Source organism: Bacillus sp. FSL M8-0166, from assembly GCF_038008825.1.
Taxonomy (GTDB): Bacteria; Bacillota; Bacilli; order Bacillales; family Bacillaceae; genus Bacillus; species Bacillus safensis.
Genome location: NZ_JBBOZZ010000001.1, coordinates 301,736 through 320,996, shown reverse-complemented (window position 1 = coordinate 320,996; position 19,261 = coordinate 301,736). Strand labels below are relative to the sequence as shown.

The window sequence follows — 19,261 nt, the reverse complement described above, 5'->3', positions numbered from 1 at the left end:
TAATCACTCACTGGCAACTGTAGCAAAGCCTTGTGCCATATTTGGTTTGAACAGCTGAAATGATCCTTGCTCCACCTGCATTGGCTCCACCTTTTGCTCTTCATCTTCAACCTGTAAATCAAAGATTTCTTTAAAGAGTAAAAGCTTTTCCTCTGCATTCGGCTCCGCGGCAATTTCTTTTGCCTTTAAGATAGGATCTTTCAGCATTTGGTTAATGATGCTTTTCGTATGTTTATTTAACAGCTTCATTTCACGGTTTGTGAGGTTTGGAAGCTTCCGCTCAATACTCTGCATCGTATCGGCTTGAATTGTGAGTGCCTTTTCTCTAAGTGCAGAAATGACCGGAACAACACCTAACGTATTCAGCCATTGCTTAAATTCCACAATTTCTGCTTCAATCAGGAGCTCAACCTGCTCAGCCACTGCACGGCGCTCTTTTAAGTTGGCAGCCACGATGCCTTCAAGGTCATCAATGTCATACAAAAAAGCACCTTCTACTTCAGAAATGGCTGGATCTAAATCACGGGGCACAGCAATATCCACCATAAATAGAGGTCTGCCCTTCCGCTTTTTATTCGCACTTTCGACCATTTCTTTTGTAATGACAAATTGTTTCGCACCCGTTGAGCTGATTAAAATGTCCGCTTCGGATAATGTTTTTTCTAATTGGTTTAAGCTCTTAGGCTCTCCTGAAAAACGACCGGCCAATTCCTTTGCCTTCTCAAACGTTCGATTGATGACCGTTACTTGGCCAATTCCTTGACCTTGAAGGTTTTGAGCCGCCAGTTCGCCCATTTTGCCCGCACCAAGAATCAGGACATGCTTATCAGAAAGACGTCCAAAGATTTTTTTAGCAAGCTCCACAGCTGCATAGCTGACAGACACAGCATTAGACGCAATATCTGTTTCCGCATGAGAGCGTTTTGCAACGGTTACCGCCTGTTTAAATAAATAATTGAAAACGGTACCAATGGTCTTCTCCTCTTGAGCTACTTTAAAGCTGGAGCGTACTTGACCGAGTATTTGCGTTTCACCAATGACCATGGAATCAAGTCCACAAGCCACACGAAATAAATGCTCTACCGCTCCATCGTTTTCATAGAACTTCAAATATGGAGAGACATCTTCCTTTTCTAAACCGAACCAATCGGCTAAAAATCTTTTTATATAAAACCGTCCAGTATGAAGCTGATCTACTACTGCGTAGATCTCTGTTCGATTACATGTTGAGATGACGATATTCTCTAGAATGCTTTTTTCTTCTTTAAGCTTGGACATCGCTGTTCCGAGCTCACTCGGTTCAAAGCTCAGCTGTTCCCGTATCTCAACAGGGGCTGTTTTATAATCTAAACCCACAACAAGAATATGCATAACTTCAGCTTGCACCCCCAACGCCCTGTCTAATTTATAATAATTACAATATAGAATTTATTATTTATAATGATTATAACATATATTCATTTTTAACTGGATAAAAATTGTGAACAGATTTCAAAAATGTTGTGATATAGTAGAAAAATGTTCGACATCAATTATGCCATATCATCACTTCAAGCAATTTACCAGATTTGGCGCGTGCGGACAAATGATCTGCTTAAAAGAAGGTGACATCTTTGAAGAAGAAATCCATTTTGCTGCCGCTCACTTTACTGGCTGTAGCGCTATATGCCATTCTCTCAGGAGGTCAATTTGACATTTGGAAGGATCAAGAGAAATGGTATACACTTGTACTGCTTTTTGGCCTCGCTTTTTTATATCAAGGAAAAAAGGAGCAGGAAAGCGCTCATATGTTTATCGGTATGCTCATGACAGGCCTTTCGCTACACTTTATTCTTCAGCCAAAATGGGACCACTGGCCAGACACATTTACGATGATTGTGTTCATCGTAGGACTTGCACTCTTTGTGAAATCATCTCAGAAAAAAGAATATCGTATTGAAAGTGTTGTGCTGATCGCACTCAGTCTGTTCCTTTATTTCTTTCAGCAAATTACAAAACAGCTAAGTTCCCTTTCGATCCCTACTTCCGGTTTTGAATTGTACTGGCCTTATGTACTGATTGCTGTCAGTCTCCTCTTATTATTTTTAAAAAGGAAATAACTTATACAATAAAAAAGGCATCTGCTCATGGCAGATGCCTTTTTTTAGCCGTTTACTTTCGCAAGGATCGCATTCCAGGCTTCATCTTTCCCCTTTTTTGTTTCAGAAGAGAATAAGATGAGTTCATCTGAAGGGTCAATGTCGAGCGTCTGTTTGACGACTTTCGCATGTTTTTCCCATTTGCCTTTTGGAATTTTATCCGCTTTTGTTGCGATGACGATCACTGGAACTCCGTAATATTTAAGGAATTCATACATGTTCACATCATCTACTGATGGCTTATGGCGCAGATCCACAATTTGGACGACTGCTTTTAATTCTTCACGCATTGTAATATACGTTTCGATCATTCTACCCCAGGCTTCGCGCTCTGTTTTTGATACTTTGGCAAAGCCGTAGCCCGGAACGTCCACAAAATGGAGCATATCATTAATAATGTAGAAATTAAGCGTTTGGGTCTTACCTGGTTTAGAAGACGTACGCGCTAAATTTTTACGATTAATTAATGAGTTGATGAACGAGGACTTTCCAACATTTGATCGTCCAGCAAGCGCGATTTCAGGCAGTCCGCCGCTCGGGTACTGCTCTGGTTTCACCGCACTAATGACGATATCTGATTTTGTTACTTTCATCTTCCCTCTCCTACCAACGCTTTCTCAAGCACCTCATCTAAATGTGAGACCGGAATAAAGGTTAGTCCTTCTCTCACACTTTCAGGAATATCATCAATATCCTTCTCATTGTCCTTTGGAAGAATAATGGTTTTCAATCCTGCACGATGTGCGCCTAATGCTTTTTCTTTTAGTCCGCCAATTGGAAGCACTCTTCCTCTTAACGTTATCTCTCCTGTCATACCAACCTCTTTTGACACAGGACGTCCTGTAAGTGCTGATACAAGAGCCGTCGCAATGGTGATACCAGCTGATGGCCCGTCCTTTGGAACCGCACCCTCTGGAACATGGATATGAATATCGTGCTTTTCATTAAAATTAGGATCAATGTTCAGTTCATCTGCTTTGGAACGAATATAACTGAATGCCGCCTGTGCAGATTCTCTCATGACATCACCAAGCTTACCTGTTAACAAGAGCTTACCTTTACCAGGCGAGAGTGATACCTCAATTGATAAAGTGTCTCCGCCAACAGTCGTATACGCAAGTCCTGTGACAACCCCCACTTGGTCTGTCGTTTCAGCCTGACCATAACGGTAAAGTCTTTTTCCGAGAAATTCAGATAAGTTCTTTTCCGTCACTGTGATGCGTTTGCGGTCTTCAGCCACAATTGCTCTTGCTGCTTTACGGCATATCGCCGCAAGCTGACGCTCTAATCCACGAACACCCGCTTCTCTTGTGTAATAGCGAATCGTATCATAAATCGCGGCTTCACGAAGCTGCAAGTTCCCTTTCTTTAATCCGTGCTCCTTTAGCTGCTTCGGCAGAAGATGATCTTTCACAATTTCTGCTTTTTCAACCTCTGTATACCCTGCAATCGTGATAATCTCCATTCTATCACGAAGTGGACCTGGAATGGTTGCTAAATTGTTGGCAGTGGCAATAAATAACACCTGAGATAAATCAAATGTCTCTTCAATATAGTGATCGCTAAAGTTGTGATTTTGCTCAGGGTCCAGCACTTCAAGCATCGCAGAAGACGGATCACCTCTAAAATCAGAGGACATCTTATCGATTTCATCTAAAAGAAACACTGGATTCATAGTGCCTGCCTTGCTCATCCCGCGAATGATACGGCCTGGCATCGCCCCTACATACGTTCTTCTATGTCCACGAATCTCAGATTCGTCACGCACACCGCCAAGAGAGATACGGATAAACTTTCGGTCAAGTGATTTAGCAATCGATTTGGCAAGTGACGTTTTCCCTACCCCAGGAGGTCCTGCTAAGCAAAGAATCGGTCCTTTTAATGAATTGGTCAGCTTCTGTACAGCAAGGTATTCAAGCACACGTTCTTTGACTTTTTCCAGCCCATGATGCTCATCATCTAAAATTTCACTTGCAAGCTTTAAATCCAGACGATCTTCTGTATAGATGCCCCATGGAAGATTGATCAGCCAATCAATATAATTTCGAATGACAGAGCTCTCCGCAGAGCTTGAAGGAATTTTTTCATAACGGTTCAATTCTTTTAACGCCGTTTCACGAACAGAATCCGGCATGCTGGACTCTTCAATTTTAGACATCAATGAACTGACTTCGCCTGTTTTTCCTTCCTTGTCTCCAAGCTCCTTTTGAATGGCTTTCATTTGTTCACGCAAATAATATTCTTTTTGCGTTCGTTCCATTGAACGTTTGACGCGCTGTCCAATTTTCTTTTCAATTTCCAGCACTTCTTTTTCATTGTGGATTAAGCTGATGACACGATTCAGACGTTTTTTGACATCCACTGTTTCCAGCACTTCTTGCTTGTCCTTTAATTTGAGCGGCAGGTGAGAAGCGACGATATCTGCCATTCTCCCCGGTTCTTCAATATCCGTCACCGTTGCATATGTTTCAGCTGATATTTTTTTTGAAATTTTTATGTACTGATCAAAGTGATCTAACAAAGTGCGCATGAGTGCTTCTGCTTCTGCGTCCTTTAATTCTTCTTCTGCCAATTCTTTAATATCGACGGACGTATAGTCCTCAAGCTCCACGTATGATTCGATCTGCGCTCGATTTAAACCTTCAACGAGTACACGAATCGTTCCATTCGGCAGCTTCAGCATTTGTTTGATTTTTGTGTAGGTGCCGACTTTGAAAATTTCCTCTTCACCTGGTTCATCTATTGAAATTTCCCGCTGTGTTGCTAGAAAAATCATATGATCGTTCATCATCGCCTGTTCTAATGCTTGAACAGACTTCTCGCGTCCAACGTCCAAATGCAAGACCATTGTTGGATAAACAAGCAAGCCTCGCAATGGAAGGAGCGGAACATTCTTTTTGATTTCATCTGCCATGTTGATTGACACCTCCGTCACTAGTATGAATCATTATAATATACCTGTTTCAGTCTTGTACAATGTAAAAGACTTGAGAAATGATGATCTTACCGTAGTATACCCTTTCTTTTTATCTTGAAAAAGAAAAAAAGATCTATTTCACTAAAAAATCCCCATATGTGATGGGGATTAAACAGATTTTCTTTTCATTTCCTCTTCTAGTCCATCTTTCTTCTCGTCTGGCGGGTTGACCAAACACTGATCCAGCACCTCTTGGAAGTGCTTCACAGGCACAATGGTGACGCCTTCAATCTCTTTTAAGATCGACTGCTGGTTGTCATATGGAATAATCACGGTTGTGGCACCAGCTTGTTTCGCCGCCTTAATCTTCGGTATCACACCGCCGATCGGTTTCACCTGACCCTGCAATCCGATTTCACCTGTCATTGCTGTCAGATGATCAATCGGGATTTGATGAATGGCAGAGAAAATCGCCGCCGCCATGGCAATCCCAGCAGACGGTCCATCAATTGGGGCACCGCCTGGGAAATTAATATGGATGTCATATTCATTTGTCCGTATGCCTAAGTTTCTTAGCACTGTTAATACATTTTCAACAGACCCTTTAGCCATACTTTTTCGTCTAATGGATTTCGATTGATTGCCAATGCTTTCTTCTTCTGCAATGCCTGTAATGTTGATACTGCCTTTTTCAAGCGCCTTACATATATTCACTTCAATCTCAAGCAAGGCTCCGCTGTTTGGTCCGTAGACAGCCAGACCATTCACTACACCGACTTTTGGCTTTTCCGGTACTTTTTGTTCATATCTTGGTGTCAGCTGGCTTGAATGAATGACCCACTCGACATCGGCGATCGTGATGTCTTTTCGGTTTTCCGTGACGGCCATTCCAGCGGCGATTTGCACCATATTGACTGCTTCACGGCCGTTTTTCACATATGAGGTTAACAGGTTCAGCCCTTCATCACTTAATTCCTTTTGGATTTTTTGGACAGCTTTAGCAGCGACAATTTTCAGCTCATGCTGGTCAAGGTCCTTAAAGAAAATTTCTAAACACCTCGATCGAATCGCTGGTGGAATTTCTTCAGGTGTTCTTGTCGTAGCACCAATCAATCGAAAATCAGCCGGAAGCCCATTTTGAAAAATATCATGAATGTGATTCGGAATTTGGGTGTTTTCCTCACTGTAATAGGCACTGTCTAAAAATACTTTCCGATCTTCAAGGACTTTCAGCATTTTGTTCATTTGGATCGGATGCAGTTCGCCAATTTCATCAATAAACAGAACCCCGCCATGAGCATGCGTAACGGCTCCTTGTTTTGGCTGCGGAATGCCTGCCTGTCCCATCGCTCCCGCCCCTTGGTAAATCGGGTCATGCACGGAGCCAATGAGTGGGTCTGCAATGCCCCGTTCATCGAATCTTGCGGTTGTGGCATCGAGCTCCACAAATACCGCATCTTTCTTAAACGGTGAATCAGCATGACGTTTCGCTTCTTCCATGACAAGACGGGCAGCGGCTGTTTTTCCAACCCCCGGGGGTCCGTAGACAATGACATGCTGAGGATTCGGTCCGCACAGCGCTGCTTTTAGAGCACGAATGCCGTCTTCCTGCCCTACAATATCTTGAAATCCCTTTGGCCGGACTCTCTCTGATAAAGGCTCACTCAGCTTGATTGACCGCATCTTTCTGAGTGCTTCCATTTCTTTCTTTGATTCTTTGTCTATCGTCACCTTTTGTGTGCGCTGATTTCGCAGTAAGTTCCAAAAGTACAGCCCGATGACGATTCCAAAGAACAGCTGTATGAATAATACGATTCCTGTCCAGCTCAATCGGTGCTCCCTCCTTCATCTATCTTATGTATTGGTTTCTGTCTGCTAGTATTTCCTAGAGCTGGACGGAATAAACACGTCTTCCACGATAAATAAAAAACTCCTGAATCAAAATGATTCAGGAGTGATAACTTCTCTTATGCAGATGTTTTTGTATCTTTATTGACGACGGTGCCATCCTTTAAGACAAGACGCGGCGGCTCACCATCAGCAACCGTTGCACCAGTGATGACACATTTTTCAATATCATCACGAGATGGAAGGTCAAACATGACATCAAGCATGATGCCTTCAATGATTGAGCGAAGACCACGAGCTCCTGTTTTTCGCTCAATTGCCTTTTTCGCAATTTCGCTAAGAGCATCTTCTTCAAATTCAAGCTCTACATCGTCAAGCTCAAGCATTTTTGTATATTGCTTAACAAGCGCATTTTTAGGCTTCGTCAAGATTTCTACAAGTGCTTTTTCATCTAACGGCTCTAGGCTTGCAATAACCGGCAGACGACCGATGAATTCTGGAATTAAACCGAAGCGAAGCAAGTCTTCTGGCAATACTTTTGATAGAAGGACTTCTTTTTCAAGATCTTCGACTTTATTTTCTGCACCGAATCCAATCACTTTTTGACCTAAGCGGCGTTTGATGATTTGCTCAATCCCGTCAAAGGCTCCTCCACAAATGAAGAGGATGTTCGTCGTATCAATTTGAATGAATTCTTGATGTGGGTGCTTACGTCCACCTTGAGGCGGTACACTAGCGACTGTTCCTTCAAGAATTTTCAAAAGGGCTTGCTGTACACCTTCCCCAGATACATCACGAGTGATAGAAGGGTTTTCTGATTTTCTTGCTACTTTATCGATCTCATCGATGTAGATAATGCCTTTTTCCGCTTTTTCTACATCATAATCCGCTGCCTGGATCAGCTTTAGTAAAATATTCTCTACGTCTTCACCAACATAACCTGCTTCAGTTAATGATGTTGCATCTGCGATCGCAAATGGAACATTTAAAATACGAGCAAGTGTTTGAGCAAGTAATGTTTTACCGCTTCCTGTTGGTCCAATCATAGAAATATTACTTTTCGAAAGCTCAACATCATCAATCTTGCTGTTGGAATTGATCCGTTTGTAATGGTTATAAACCGCTACAGCTAAGGATTTTTTCGCATTGTCTTGTCCGATGACATATTCATCAAGAATCTCCCGAATTTCATGAGGCTTCGGAACATCCTTGAATTCAACTTCTTCCTCAGTGCCGAGCTCTTCTTCAACTATTTCCGTGCAAAGCTCGATACATTCATCACATATATATACGCCAGGTCCTGCGACCAGTTTACGCACTTGATCTTGCGTTTTTCCGCAAAACGAGCATTTTAATTGACCTTTTTCCTCGTTGAATTTAAACATTCTTTCACCCCTTATTCTTCTTCACTTGCCTGTAGCTAACAGTCAGCTACCTTTCTGGGTCCAGTATGTATGCATTTTACCATACTTTCCTAAAAGACGGTAACGATGTGTTTCTAACACTGCACATTGAGATATGTATGACAGAAAGACGCGACTTACACTATCGTTTCCAAAAGAAGCGATGATAAGTCAAAAATTGTACAAAACAAGGCACGAGTCACTCGCGCCCTGTTTTATTATTATGCACCATATTAACGGTTTTCTACAAGAAAATCAATTGCTTTACGAACTTTTAGATCTTCTTTCATTGCTTCAGTAGATCCGATCGCTTGTTTGATATTTTCAATTGGCATGTTGTATGCTTCAGCCATTTTTGAAAGTTCTTCTTCCACTTCTTCGTCAGACACTTGTAAGTTTTCTGCAGCAGCAATTGCTTCAAGTGTTAGGTTAGATTTTACGCGTTTAGCAGCATCTTCTTTCATTTGCTCTTTCAGCGCATCTTCATCTTGTCCAGAGAATTGGAAGTAAAGCTCAAGGTTCATTCCTTGCATTTGAAGACGTTGTTCGAATTCTTTCATCATGCGGTCTAGCTCAGTGTCAACCATCGCTTGTGGGATGTCAACTTCCGCATTTTCAGAAGCTTTCGCAACTAGCTCTTCACGAAGTTTTCCTTCTGCTTCGTTTTCTTTTGCTTCTTCAAGACGTTTCTTCGTTTTTTCAGTTAATTCAGCAAGCGTTTCTACTTCTTCATCAACATCTTTAGCGAACTCATCGTCAAGTGCTGGAAGTTCTTTTGCTTTGATTTCATGAATTTTCACTTTGAATACAGCTGGTTTACCTGCAAGGTCTTCAGCATGGTATTCTTCTGGGAATGTCACTTCTACGTCTTTTTCAGCGCCAGCTTCAAGACCAACTAATTGCTCTTCGAAACCAGGGATGAATGAACCAGAACCTACTTCAAGAGAGTAGTTCTCAGCTTTTCCGCCTTCGAATGCTTCTCCATCAACGAATCCTTCGAAATCAAGAACAACTGTATCGCCGTTTTCGATTGCGCCTTCTTCTTTGACAACAAGCTCAGCTTGACGGTTTTGCATGCCTTTTAGCTCTTCTTGTACATCTTCATCAGTGACAGCTGTGTCGTCTTTTTCTACGTTAAGACCTTTGTAGTCACCAAGTTTTACTTCAGGCTTCACTGTTACTTTTGCAGTGAAGATTAAGTTTTCGCCTTTTTCGATTTTCTCAACATCGATTTCAGGGCGGTCAACTGGCTCGATACCAGCTTCGTCGATTGCTTTTGGATATTCAACTGGAAGAAGAATATCTAAAGCATCTTGATAAAGAGATTCTACACCAAAACGCTGCTCGAAAAGACCACGTGGTACTTTCCCTTTACGGAATCCAGGGATCGATACTTGCTTAACCACTTTCTTAAATGCATCATCAAGTGCTTTGTTAAATGTTTCAGCGTCAACTTCTACAGTTAGAACGCCTTCGTTACCTTCTTGTTTTTCCCATTTTACTGACATGTGTGTTTCCCTCCAAAAATCTATTCAGATTGTGCGTTGCTCCATTCTAAAGCATCATAAAGACTTCGTCCAATCAAAAACCACGCACTCCGCTAAGAAGCTTGCATTATGTATACAACATTTGACTTGATTATACATATCGTCTTTCAACCGTTGGAATCTGACAACTGCACTATATATGCACAAATACAACCATTATATTATAACATAACAAGTCCGTCTTTCAACTAAATCGACAAATTACAAATAAGAAATTTCTTCAATATCTTTCAGCATTGTGCAAGCTTCTCTCAGCTCTCGTTCGTTAAATTCATACAATAGATGCAATTCTTCGAGTTCAATCTCGATTCCATGCATTTCATAGCCGACTTTATGAAGTGCCGCTGCCCAAAGACTCGGATCTGTGTACTTAGGAAGAAATGGATACAGCACAAATAAGTGCCGGCGCCATAACTCTTCCACGCCTTGGTAAAGGGTTGGGTTCTCATTGCCGAGCGTGTCATCGAGCATACGAAGCACTTGCTGAAGAAGCGGCATCTGCTCTGGTTTTACAGCCTCAGAAGGAATAAGGGTTAGAGAATCACCGAATTTCGTCACATGAACCGGCTTTGCCACATCATGATCTGCCAGAAGCTGCAGGATCATTGATTTGACCAAAGGGTTCCCATCAGGATTTTGTAAGATTGTATTTAATAGACCCATGTGCGGTGTGATGTTCCGGTCTTTCAATGAATGGATAAACTGTACCTGTTCTTCCGGCCGCTTTAGCATGTCATCTATGTTGACCTCACTGCTGGCGTCCTCATCTTCATCTAAAATTTCTTCAGGTGATTCGATCATTTTTCTGCTAAATTCGAGCAGCTTGTAAAAATGCTCCGCGCTTTCTGCTGGAAGATGGTTTTCCTCGAGCACAGCCTCAATCGTCTGTTTGACTTCTTCATATTCTTTCAGCTGAATTAAGATCGTCATATACACTTGGAGCACAGTGAAATAGTGACCATATCCTTCATGCAGCATTTTTTCACAAACACGCTTTGCATCCTGCAGCTCACCCAGCTCCAGAAAGCAAATTGCCATTCCGAGGTGAATATCGGATTCTTCATCGTCATCATACGATTTTGCTTCTGAAAACAAGTGAAGCGCCTCTTGATACTGTTTATCTTTTAATGCTGCCATTCCTTTTTCAATTAGTCTTTCTTTCAGACCAGGAAACAAAATGACATTATCTTTCTTCTTGTCATGCTTCATGCTTACGTTCCTTTCGGGCGCATATTTTTTATCAGTTTACCAACGAAGATTAGTAAACACAAGTAACGAGAGGTTTTCATGCAAAAAAGAAGCCGTCACACCTCGGGCGGACAGCTTCTCGTTGCTTAGGCGCGCAGCCAGCTGCTGCGCTTTTCTTCAAATGCTTGAATGTCATCTTCTAGTAGTAATGTTAATGAAATCTCATCATAACCATTTAGGAGCATTTCTCTCCAGTGAGGGTCGACTTGAAAAGGGGTGATATTCCCTTCGTGATCTTCTATCTGCTGTTTTTCCAGATCAACCGTCATCTCATACCCTTTGTTCTCATATGACGCAGCGAAGGTTTTCCACACATCATAATCAAGACGAATCGGAAGCATCCCATTTTTAAAGCAGTTTTGATGAAATATATCTGCGAATGATGGTGCAATGACAATTTTAATGCCATAATCATCAAGCGCCCAAGGAGCATGTTCCCTAGATGATCCGCAGCCAAAGTTTTCTCCTGCGATCAAAATGGATGCTCCTTCATAGATCGGCTGATTCAGTTCGAAATCTGGATTTGGGCTGCCATCGGCTAAATAACGCCAGTCGAAAAAGGCAAAGCGGCCATATCCTGTTCGTTCGATTCTTTTTAAAAATTGCTTCGGAATAATTTGATCTGTATCTACATTGATCCGGTTAAGCACAGCGGCTTTTCCTTTATGAGTGACTAAAGGCTCCATCTATGACAACTCCTTACACGACTGTTTTCTCTTGATTAAACTTCCTGACATCGACAAATCTACCATGTATCGCAGCCATTGCAGCCATTGCCGGGCTGACAAGATGCGTTCTCGCACCCTTCCCTTGACGCCCCTCAAAGTTACGGTTTGATGTGGACGCGCAGCGCTCGCCCTCCGGTACCACATCGTTATTCATACTAAGACACATACTGCAGCCAGATTCTCTCCATTCAAATCCTGCTTCAAGGAAGATTTCATGAAGACCTTCTTCTTCTGCTTGCAATTTGACACTTTGAGAGCCAGGCACCACAATCGCTCTAACATGATCTGCTACTTTTTGTCCTTCAATCATAGAAGCGGCTTGGCGTAAATCAGTCATTCTTGAGTTCGTACATGAGCCGATAAAGACATGCTCAATCGTAATATCTTCTATACGCTGATGCGGGTGGACACCCATGTATTCGTAAGCACGAATCGCTTCTTTTTGATCATCTTCTTGTGCAAAATCCTCAGGTCCTGGGATCGATGCATCCACAGGGAGTACCATTCCTGGGTTAATTCCCCACGTGACCATTGGTGAAATCTTATTTCCATCTAACACAATGGTTTTATCATAGGTTGCACCTGGATCTGTTCTCAGTTCTTCCCATTCTTTAATAGCTGCTTCGAAGTCTTCACCCTGCGGTGCATATTTGCGGCCGCGGCAATATTCGAAGGTGGTTTCATCAGGTGCAATCAAACCTGCTCTTGCGCCTGCCTCAATTGACATATTACAAACGGTCATCCGCTCATCCATCGTCATGTTTCTGAATACTTCCCCAGTGTATTCAATGACATAACCTGAGCCGAACTTCACGCCGTGTGCACCAATGACGGCTAAAATGACATCTTTGGCAGTTACCCCTTTTTGAAGCTTTCCGTCTACTCTAATTTCTAACGTTTTCGGACGCTGCTGCCAAAGTGTTTGTGTAGAAAGTACATGTTCAACCTCACTTGTACCGATCCCAAAGGCAAGTGCGCCAAACGCGCCGTGAGTTGATGTATGACTATCTCCACAAACGATTGTTTTCCCCGGAAGTGTCAATCCAAGCTCCGGTCCAACGACATGGACGATTCCTTGGTCAACACTGTGAAGGTCAGCAAGACGAACGCCAAATTCCGCACAGTTGCGCTCTAAAGCACTCACTTGCTTTTTAGCAATCTCATCTTTGATCACAAATCGATTCACAGTTGGAATGTTGTGATCCATCGTCGCAAACGTGTTTTGAGGTCTTCTCACCTTGCGCCCTTTTTGTCTTAATCCTTCAAATGCTTGAGGTGATGTCACTTCATGCACCAAGTGCAGATCAATATATAAAAGGTCTGGTTTCCCCTCGCCGCTTTTGACTACATGCTGATCCCATATTTTTTCGATGATTGTTCGAGGCATAACCCTTTTCCTCCCTCTACCTAATTCCACAAGATTCTATTTATACAATGGTTTGCACGCGCTGCTTGAGTGCGTCTACAACCGCATTAGTGATTTCTTCAGTCGTTTGATATGTTCCCTCTTTTGCTGCTAAATCTTTTGTTCGTTTGCCAGAGGCAAGAACAGCTTCCACAGCTTCCTCTATTGCAGCCGCTTCTTTTTCTAATGCAAAGGATGTTCTAAGCAAGCTTGCTGCTGATAAAATGGTTGCCAGAGGGTTTGCAACGTTTTGCCCCGCAATATCGGGTGCTGAACCATGAATTGGCTCATATAAATGAAGGCCAGTGCTTGATAAACTAGCAGATGGCAGCATGCCGAGTGATCCAGTAATCATCGAAGCTTCATCGCTTAAAATGTCACCGAACATATTCTCTGTCACAATGACATCAAATTGAGCAGGCTTGTAAATCAGCTGCATGGCAGCATTATCGACGAGCATATGCTCAAATTCAACTTCTGGATATTGGGCAGCAACTTCTTCTACCGCATCCCGCCATAGTTTACTAGAAGCAAGAACGTTCGCTTTATCCACAGACGTCACTTTTTTCCGTCTCGTTAAAGCCATGTCGAACGCTTCTTTTAATACGCGGACAATTTCTTCCTTTGTATAAAGGAGCGTATCAACGGCAGCTTCTTTTCCTTCATCATCCGTATAGCGTTCGCTTGGTTCACCAAAATAGAGACCGCCTGTTAATTCACGAACGATGACGAAATCGACTCCGTTAATGTGATCCTGTTTTAACGGAGATGCCTCGCTTAAACTATCGAACACCTTTACAGGGCGGATGTTTGCAAATAAGTCCAGCTGTTTACGAATGGCGAGCAAGCCTTTTTCTGGACGAAGCTCTGGCGGGTTTTGATCCCACTTTGGTCCGCCGACTGCTCCTAATAAAATCGCATCAGCGCTTTTGCATACATCTACTGTTTCCTTTGGAAGCGGGTTGTTTTTTTCATCTATTGCGATACCGCCAATGAGCGCAGTTTCGAATTCGAATTCGTGCCTAAATTGAGCCGCCGTCTCTTGAAGGACAGCGACTGCAGAGGTCACGACTTCCGGTCCGATTCCATCGCCGGGCAAAAGTGCAATTTTCTTTTTCATGAGAACCTTCCTCCTTTCCTATGAGATCGCGTGATGTTTCTCAATTTCAATCAGATTTGATTTGAAGATTAAATGCCTGTTCACTGCATTGACGTAAGCTTTTGCCGATGCTTCAAGCACATCTTGCGCTACACCGCGTCCTGCTGTTTCTTTTCCTTCTATTGAAACAGTGACATATACTTCTGCTAGTGCATCTCTGCCTTTTCCATTTGATTGAATGCGGTAGTCCAGCAAATGAATTCTTTCCTCCATACAGCGCTCAAGTGTGTTGTACACAGCTTCTACACTGCCTGCACCTGTAGCTGCTTCTTGAATGACTTCCTGCGTTTCTTGGTTTTTCAGAGAAACTGTTGCTGTTGGCATTTGCTCTGTTCCATAATGCACTTGCAGACTTTCAAATTCGTAGCCAATTTTTCGGTCTGCTACTTTTTCTTCTAATATAATAGAGATCAAATCATCATCTGTAATTTCTTTCTTCTTCTCTGTCAAGTTCTTGAAAGTCTCAAAGAATTTATTGATTTCGTCTTCCGTTAGTTTAAAGCCTAGTGTTTTCATGCGGTCTTTAAACGCGTGTCTTCCGGAGTGTTTTCCAAGGACAAGCACATCTGTTGTCACACCGACAAGCTCTGGAGAAATAATTTCATAGGTTGTTTTTTCTTTGAGGAAACCATCTTGGTGAATACCTGATTCATGTGCAAAAGCGTTGTTTCCAACGACTGCTTTATTACGCGGCACAATCATTCCTGAGTATTTGCTCACTACATCACTTGTACGCTTAATTTCATTCAATTGAATCGTTGATTCGACCTGGTAAAAATCTTTTCGAATATGAAGAGCCACTGCAATTTCTTCTAACGCGGCATTTCCAGCGCGCTCACCAATTCCGTTGACAGCCGTTTCAATTTGATCTGCTCCATTTTCAATAGCAGCAAGTGAGTTTGCCACAGCCATTCCTAGATCATCGTGACAGTGAGCGGACAAGTTGACGCGGTCGATATTTGGAACGTGTTCCTTCATATATTTAAAGATATTACCGTACTCTTTTGGCGCTAGGTATCCAACTGTATCTGGCAAGTTAATGACACTCGCCCCAGCGTCAATGACCTTTTCTACAATTTCTGCCAAGAAAGCAAGATCTGTACGGCACGCATCTTCTGCTGACCATTGAACAACTGGAAAACGTTCTTTCGCATATTTCACCATTGCGACTGCCTGTTCTACGACTTCTTCACGTGTTTTCTTTAGTTTATGCTTCAGGTGAATGTCAGAAGTGGCAATAAAGACATGAAGCCTTGGCTCCACTCCATCTTTTAAAGCTTCCCATGCAGCATCAATGTCACCTTTCACACATCGTGCAAGACCAGCTACAGAACAGTTTTTAATCGTTCTTGCTATTTCTTGTACGCCTAAGAAATCCCCTCGGGATGAAGCGGGGAAACCCGCTTCAATGATATTAACCCCAAGGCACTCAAGCTGCTTTGCAATGATTAGCTTTTCTTGTGCATTTAAGTTCACTCCTGGAGATTGCTCTCCATCTCGAAGTGTTGTGTCAAAAAAATTAATTTTCCGCACCGACGCTCACCGCTTCCTTTTTCTTTCCTTGTTTAACGAAAGGCATCATTTCACGAAGCTTTCTACCAACGATTTCAATTTGGTGCTCATTTTCATTTGCATTGATTGCATTGAAACGTGGACGATTCACTTGGTTTTCAACAATCCATTCTTTTGCAAATGTTCCGTTTTGGATATCAGTCAAAACAGCTTTCATCGATTCTTTTACTTTTGCATCCACAACACGTGGTCCTGATACGAAGTCACCCCATTGTGCTGTATCAGAGATTGAATATCTCATGCCTTCTAATCCTTCTTCATACATAAGATCAACGATCAATTTCAGTTCATGCAGACACTCAAAGTATGCAAGCTCCGGCTGATAACCAGCTTCTGTTAACGTTTCGAATCCTGCTTTTACTAGTGAAGTAAGACCTCCACAAAGAACTGCCTGCTCACCGAATAGATCCGTTTCTGTTTCTTCTTTAAATGTTGTTTCAAGAACGCCCGCTCTTGCTCCGCCGATCGCTTTTGCATAAGCAAGTGCTTTGTCTTTCGCTTGGCCAGATACATCTTGATAGATAGCAAATAGGGCAGGTACACCAGCGCCTTGCTCATATGTTCTTCTCACAAGATGTCCTGGACCTTTTGGAGCTACAAGATATACATCTACGTCACTTGGAGGAACAATTTGATGGAAGTGAACGTTGAATCCGTGTGCGAATACAAGTGAGTTACCAGCTTCTAATTGATCTTTGATTTCTTCATCATATACTTTCTTTTGCTGCTCATCTGGAAGTAGTACCATGACTACGTCTGCTTGTGCTGCTGCTTCTTTTACTGTGAATACTTGATGGCCGTCTTCTTGTGCTTTTGTATAAGATCCGCCTTTTCTTACGCCGACGATCACATCTACGCCGCTTTCTTTTAAGTTCAATGCATGTGCATGACCTTGTGATCCGTAACCAATGATAGCTACCTTTTGACCATTTAATACGTTTTCTTGAATATCACCGTTATAATATACTTTTACCATTTGACTCTCTCCTTTTTGTTTAGACAATTGAAATTGTTTTATTTGTTTGCGGCTTTTGCTGATTATCTCTCGCAAAGGCCGTGGTGCCAGTTCTGGCGACTTCTTTAATGCCGTATGGCTTAAGTAATTCAATGAGTGCTTCAATTTTTGAAGACTCACCTGTCACCTGAATGACGACACTCTCTCTGCTAACATCTACAATAGAAGCTCTAAAAGGTTCAATGACCCCCGTGATCTCCATTCTAGATGCTGGTGCAGATACGACTTTTATCAAAGCCAGCTCTCGCTGAACGATTGATTGGTTTGTAATGTCTGTTACTTTTAGAACATCGATTTGTTTGTTCAGCTGTTTTGTCAGCTGTTCGATGTCTTTCTCTTGGTCTACATGGACGACGAACGTGATGCGTGATACATCTTGAATCTCAGAATGGCCGACCGTAATGCTTTCAATGTTGTAGTGTCTTTTGGTAAAGAGGCCTGTGATTCTGTTCAGTACGCCAGATCGATTTAATACAGTCAACACAATAATTCTTTTCAAGGTTTCACCCCCACCATCTCATGAAGTCCTTTCCCCGGTGCTACCATCGGGAATACTTTTTCATCTCTCGCTACATTGACATCGATGAAAACAGGCTCTCTAGAGGTTAAGGCTTCTTCAAGCTTTTCTTTCGCCTCTTCGTCTGATGAGATTCTGATTCCTTTAATGCCATAAGCTTCAGATAATTTGACGAAGTCTGGCTGCTCTGAAAATTTAGAATGTGAGTAGCGCTCTTCGTAGAAAATTTCTTGCCATTGTCTTACCATTCCAAGGCAGTGATTATTGAGCACAATCACTTTGACTGGAAGGTTCAGCTCACGGATAACGGCAAGTTCTTGCAGGGTCATTTGGAAACCTCCGTCTCCTAAAATCGCTACAACGGTTGCCTCTTGATCAGCTAGCTGAGCGCCGATGGCTGCTGGTAATCCGAAGCCCATTGTGCCGAGGCCTCCAGATGTTACCCACTTATCTGCATTTTCAAATGGATAGAACTGTGCTGCCCACATTTGATGCTGTCCCACATCAGTTGCGACAATGGCTTCACCTTTTGTAAATTGATGAATGTATTCAATCAGCTTTTGAGGCTTAAAGCCTTCAGCTTCGTTTTCGACGTACCAGAGTGGATATTCTTCCTTCCACTGATCTAATTGGTTTTTCCATTCGTCAGCATCTGCTTGTTTCCCGTCTTGCTTGATCAGTTCTTCAAGGACTAGCTTACTGTCTCCAACAACCGGGATATGGGTATGAATGTTCTTGCCGATTTCCGCTGGGTCGATGTCAATATGAGCGACCTTCGCATGTTTCGCAAAATGATTGAGGTTACCTGTTACCCTGTCATCAAATCTCGCTCCGATTGAGATGAGCAGATCACATTGATGAAGAGCCATGTTCGCTGCATATGTGCCGTGCATACCAGCCATCCCGAGGAAAAGAGGATGTTTTGCCGGGAATCCGCCAAGTCCAAGCAATGTATGAGCGACTGGGATTTGCTGCTGCTCTACATACTGCCTTAATTCTTCAGATGCTTTGCCATGAAGAACGCCAGCTCCTGCTAGAATGACTGGTTTTTTCGCTCTGCTGACAGCTTCTACTAATTTGCGAATTTGCAAATAGTTCGGCTCTACTTTTGGCTGATAACCAGGTAAATCAATTGGCTGATCATATTCAAACGTTCCTTCAATGCCTGCGACATCTTTTGGAATATCAATTAAAACTGGACCAGGTCTGCCTGTTGTTGCGATATGGAATGCCTCTTTAATGACACCCGGTAATTCCTCTGGATTTCTTACTTGGTAGCTGTGCTTTGTAATTGGCATTGTGATGCCGAGTACATCTGCTTCTTGGAAAGCATCCGATCCAATGACTGACGTTGCCACCTGTCCTGTGAATACAACAAGGGGAAGTGAATCAATCATTGCATCTGCAATTCCTGTCACAAGGTTTGTCGCTCCCGGCCCTGATGTTGCAATGACAACACCCGGTTTACCAGATACTCTTGCGTATCCTTCTGCTGCGTGAATCGCTCCCTGCTCATGTCTTGGCAGGACATGAAATAAACCAGAATCGTAAATTTTATCGTAGATTGGCAAAACCGCTCCGCCCGGATAGCCGAAAATGACTTCTACTTTTTCTCTTTTGAGTGCTTCAATTAACATGAGTGCACCGTTCATCGTTTGTGGTGCTTTTGATTTTTCCGTCTCCATTTGTACATTTGTCCCCATTTGATTTCCTCCTCTTTGTCTTGCTTCAGTCAAGTCCTTTCACCCTTTTCTATTCAAGATA

15 protein-coding genes are annotated in these 19,261 nt (G+C 42.6%); 1 reads left to right on the top strand and 14 read right to left on the bottom strand.

The window, feature by feature from the left end:
- Positions 1–3: 3 nt before the first annotated feature.
- On the bottom strand, positions 4–1,371 hold the full coding sequence (gene hemA, locus NSS92_RS01800; RefSeq protein ID WP_024427831.1) for a glutamyl-tRNA reductase: 1,368 nt from the start codon (positions 1,369–1,371) through the stop codon (positions 4–6).
- A gap of 242 nt (positions 1,372–1,613) precedes the next feature.
- Between hemA and NSS92_RS01795 the strand changes: the two genes are divergently transcribed.
- Positions 1,614–2,099: a hypothetical protein gene (locus tag NSS92_RS01795; protein WP_340866798.1), complete on the top strand. Its 486-nt coding sequence runs from the start codon at positions 1,614–1,616 to the stop codon at positions 2,097–2,099.
- A gap of 44 nt (positions 2,100–2,143) precedes the next feature.
- Here the strand turns inward: NSS92_RS01795 and yihA are convergent, their stop codons facing one another.
- The 13 genes from yihA to ilvB all read right to left on the bottom strand — a co-directional run bounded on the left by yihA (position 2,144) and on the right by ilvB (position 19,200).
- On the bottom strand, positions 2,144–2,731 hold the full coding sequence (gene yihA, locus NSS92_RS01790) for a ribosome biogenesis GTP-binding protein YihA/YsxC (RefSeq protein ID WP_024423177.1): 588 nt from the start codon (positions 2,729–2,731) through the stop codon (positions 2,144–2,146).
- A complete protein-coding gene (gene lon, locus NSS92_RS01785; protein WP_095285529.1) occupies positions 2,728–5,052 on the bottom strand; it encodes an endopeptidase La in 2,325 nt (774 codons plus the stop codon). Before lon ends, yihA begins: the two co-directional genes overlap by 4 nt.
- Positions 5,053–5,223: 171 nt before the next feature.
- The gene (gene lonB, locus NSS92_RS01780; RefSeq protein WP_340866797.1) at positions 5,224–6,885 is read right to left on the bottom strand and encodes an ATP-dependent protease LonB; all 1,662 of its coding nucleotides are present in this window, start codon (positions 6,883–6,885) and stop codon (positions 5,224–5,226) included.
- 137 nt (positions 6,886–7,022) lie between these two features.
- Positions 7,023–8,288: an ATP-dependent protease ATP-binding subunit ClpX gene (gene clpX, locus NSS92_RS01775; protein WP_024423180.1), complete on the bottom strand. Its 1,266-nt coding sequence runs from the start codon at positions 8,286–8,288 to the stop codon at positions 7,023–7,025.
- Positions 8,289–8,539: 251 nt separating this feature from the next.
- Positions 8,540–9,814, bottom strand: coding sequence for a trigger factor (gene tig, locus NSS92_RS01770; RefSeq protein ID WP_024423181.1), 1,275 nt, complete (start codon positions 9,812–9,814; stop codon positions 8,540–8,542).
- Positions 9,815–10,054: 240 nt separating this feature from the next.
- Complete coding sequence (ddcA, locus tag NSS92_RS01765; RefSeq protein ID WP_340866796.1) at positions 10,055–11,062, bottom strand: DNA damage checkpoint antagonist DdcA; 1,008 nt, start codon at positions 11,060–11,062, stop codon at positions 10,055–10,057.
- Positions 11,063–11,187: 125 nt separating this feature from the next.
- Positions 11,188–11,787, bottom strand: a complete 600-nt coding sequence (leuD, locus tag NSS92_RS01760) for a 3-isopropylmalate dehydratase small subunit (protein ID WP_267587184.1) — start codon at positions 11,785–11,787, stop codon at positions 11,188–11,190.
- A 13-nt stretch (positions 11,788–11,800) separates the two neighbouring features.
- Positions 11,801–13,216 (bottom strand): 3-isopropylmalate dehydratase large subunit, encoded by a 1,416-nt coding sequence (gene leuC / locus NSS92_RS01755; protein ID WP_340866795.1) that lies wholly within the window; start codon positions 13,214–13,216, stop codon positions 11,801–11,803.
- Positions 13,217–13,256: 40 nt separating this feature from the next.
- Positions 13,257–14,354, bottom strand: a complete 1,098-nt coding sequence (gene leuB / locus NSS92_RS01750) for a 3-isopropylmalate dehydrogenase (RefSeq protein WP_267587183.1) — start codon at positions 14,352–14,354, stop codon at positions 13,257–13,259.
- A gap of 18 nt (positions 14,355–14,372) precedes the next feature.
- Positions 14,373–15,926 carry a 2-isopropylmalate synthase gene (locus NSS92_RS01745; protein WP_340866794.1) on the bottom strand — a complete coding sequence of 518 codons (1,554 nt, stop codon included), beginning with the start codon at positions 15,924–15,926 and terminating at the stop codon, positions 14,373–14,375.
- A complete protein-coding gene (gene ilvC / locus NSS92_RS01740) occupies positions 15,913–16,941 on the bottom strand; it encodes a ketol-acid reductoisomerase (protein WP_024423187.1) in 1,029 nt (342 codons plus the stop codon). The genes NSS92_RS01745 and ilvC overlap by 14 nt, the downstream gene beginning before the upstream one ends.
- Positions 16,942–16,960: 19 nt before the next feature.
- A complete protein-coding gene (gene ilvN / locus NSS92_RS01735) occupies positions 16,961–17,479 on the bottom strand; it encodes an acetolactate synthase small subunit (RefSeq protein ID WP_007501584.1) in 519 nt (172 codons plus the stop codon).
- Positions 17,476–19,200 carry an acetolactate synthase large subunit gene (ilvB, locus tag NSS92_RS01730; protein ID WP_267587181.1) on the bottom strand — a complete coding sequence of 575 codons (1,725 nt, stop codon included), beginning with the start codon at positions 19,198–19,200 and terminating at the stop codon, positions 17,476–17,478. Before ilvB ends, ilvN begins: the two co-directional genes overlap by 4 nt.
- Positions 19,201–19,261: the final 61 nt, after the last annotated feature.

Bases quoted from the DNA above. Each gene is read 5' to 3' on its own strand.
- hemA (WP_024427831.1), bottom strand. From the start codon at position 1,371: ATGCATATTCTTGTTGTGGGTTTAGATTATAAAACAGCCCCTGTTGAG.
- yihA (WP_024423177.1), bottom strand. From the start codon at position 2,731: ATGAAAGTAACAAAATCAGATATCGTCATTAGTGCGGTGAAACCAGAG.
- lon (WP_095285529.1), bottom strand. From the start codon at position 5,052: ATGGCAGATGAAATCAAAAAGAATGTTCCGCTCCTTCCATTGCGAGGC.
- clpX (WP_024423180.1), bottom strand. From the start codon at position 8,288: ATGTTTAAATTCAACGAGGAAAAAGGTCAATTAAAATGCTCGTTTTGC.
- tig (WP_024423181.1), bottom strand. From the start codon at position 9,814: ATGTCAGTAAAATGGGAAAAACAAGAAGGTAACGAAGGCGTTCTAACT.
- ddcA (WP_340866796.1), bottom strand. From the start codon at position 11,062: ATGAAGCATGACAAGAAGAAAGATAATGTCATTTTGTTTCCTGGTCTG.
- leuD (WP_267587184.1), bottom strand. From the start codon at position 11,787: ATGGAGCCTTTAGTCACTCATAAAGGAAAAGCCGCTGTGCTTAACCGG.
- leuC (WP_340866795.1), bottom strand. From the start codon at position 13,216: ATGCCTCGAACAATCATCGAAAAAATATGGGATCAGCATGTAGTCAAA.
- leuB (WP_267587183.1), bottom strand. From the start codon at position 14,354: ATGAAAAAGAAAATTGCACTTTTGCCCGGCGATGGAATCGGACCGGAA.
- ilvC (WP_024423187.1), bottom strand. From the start codon at position 16,941: ATGGTAAAAGTATATTATAACGGTGATATTCAAGAAAACGTATTAAAT.
- ilvB (WP_267587181.1), bottom strand. From the start codon at position 19,200: ATGGGGACAAATGTACAAATGGAGACGGAAAAATCAAAAGCACCACAA.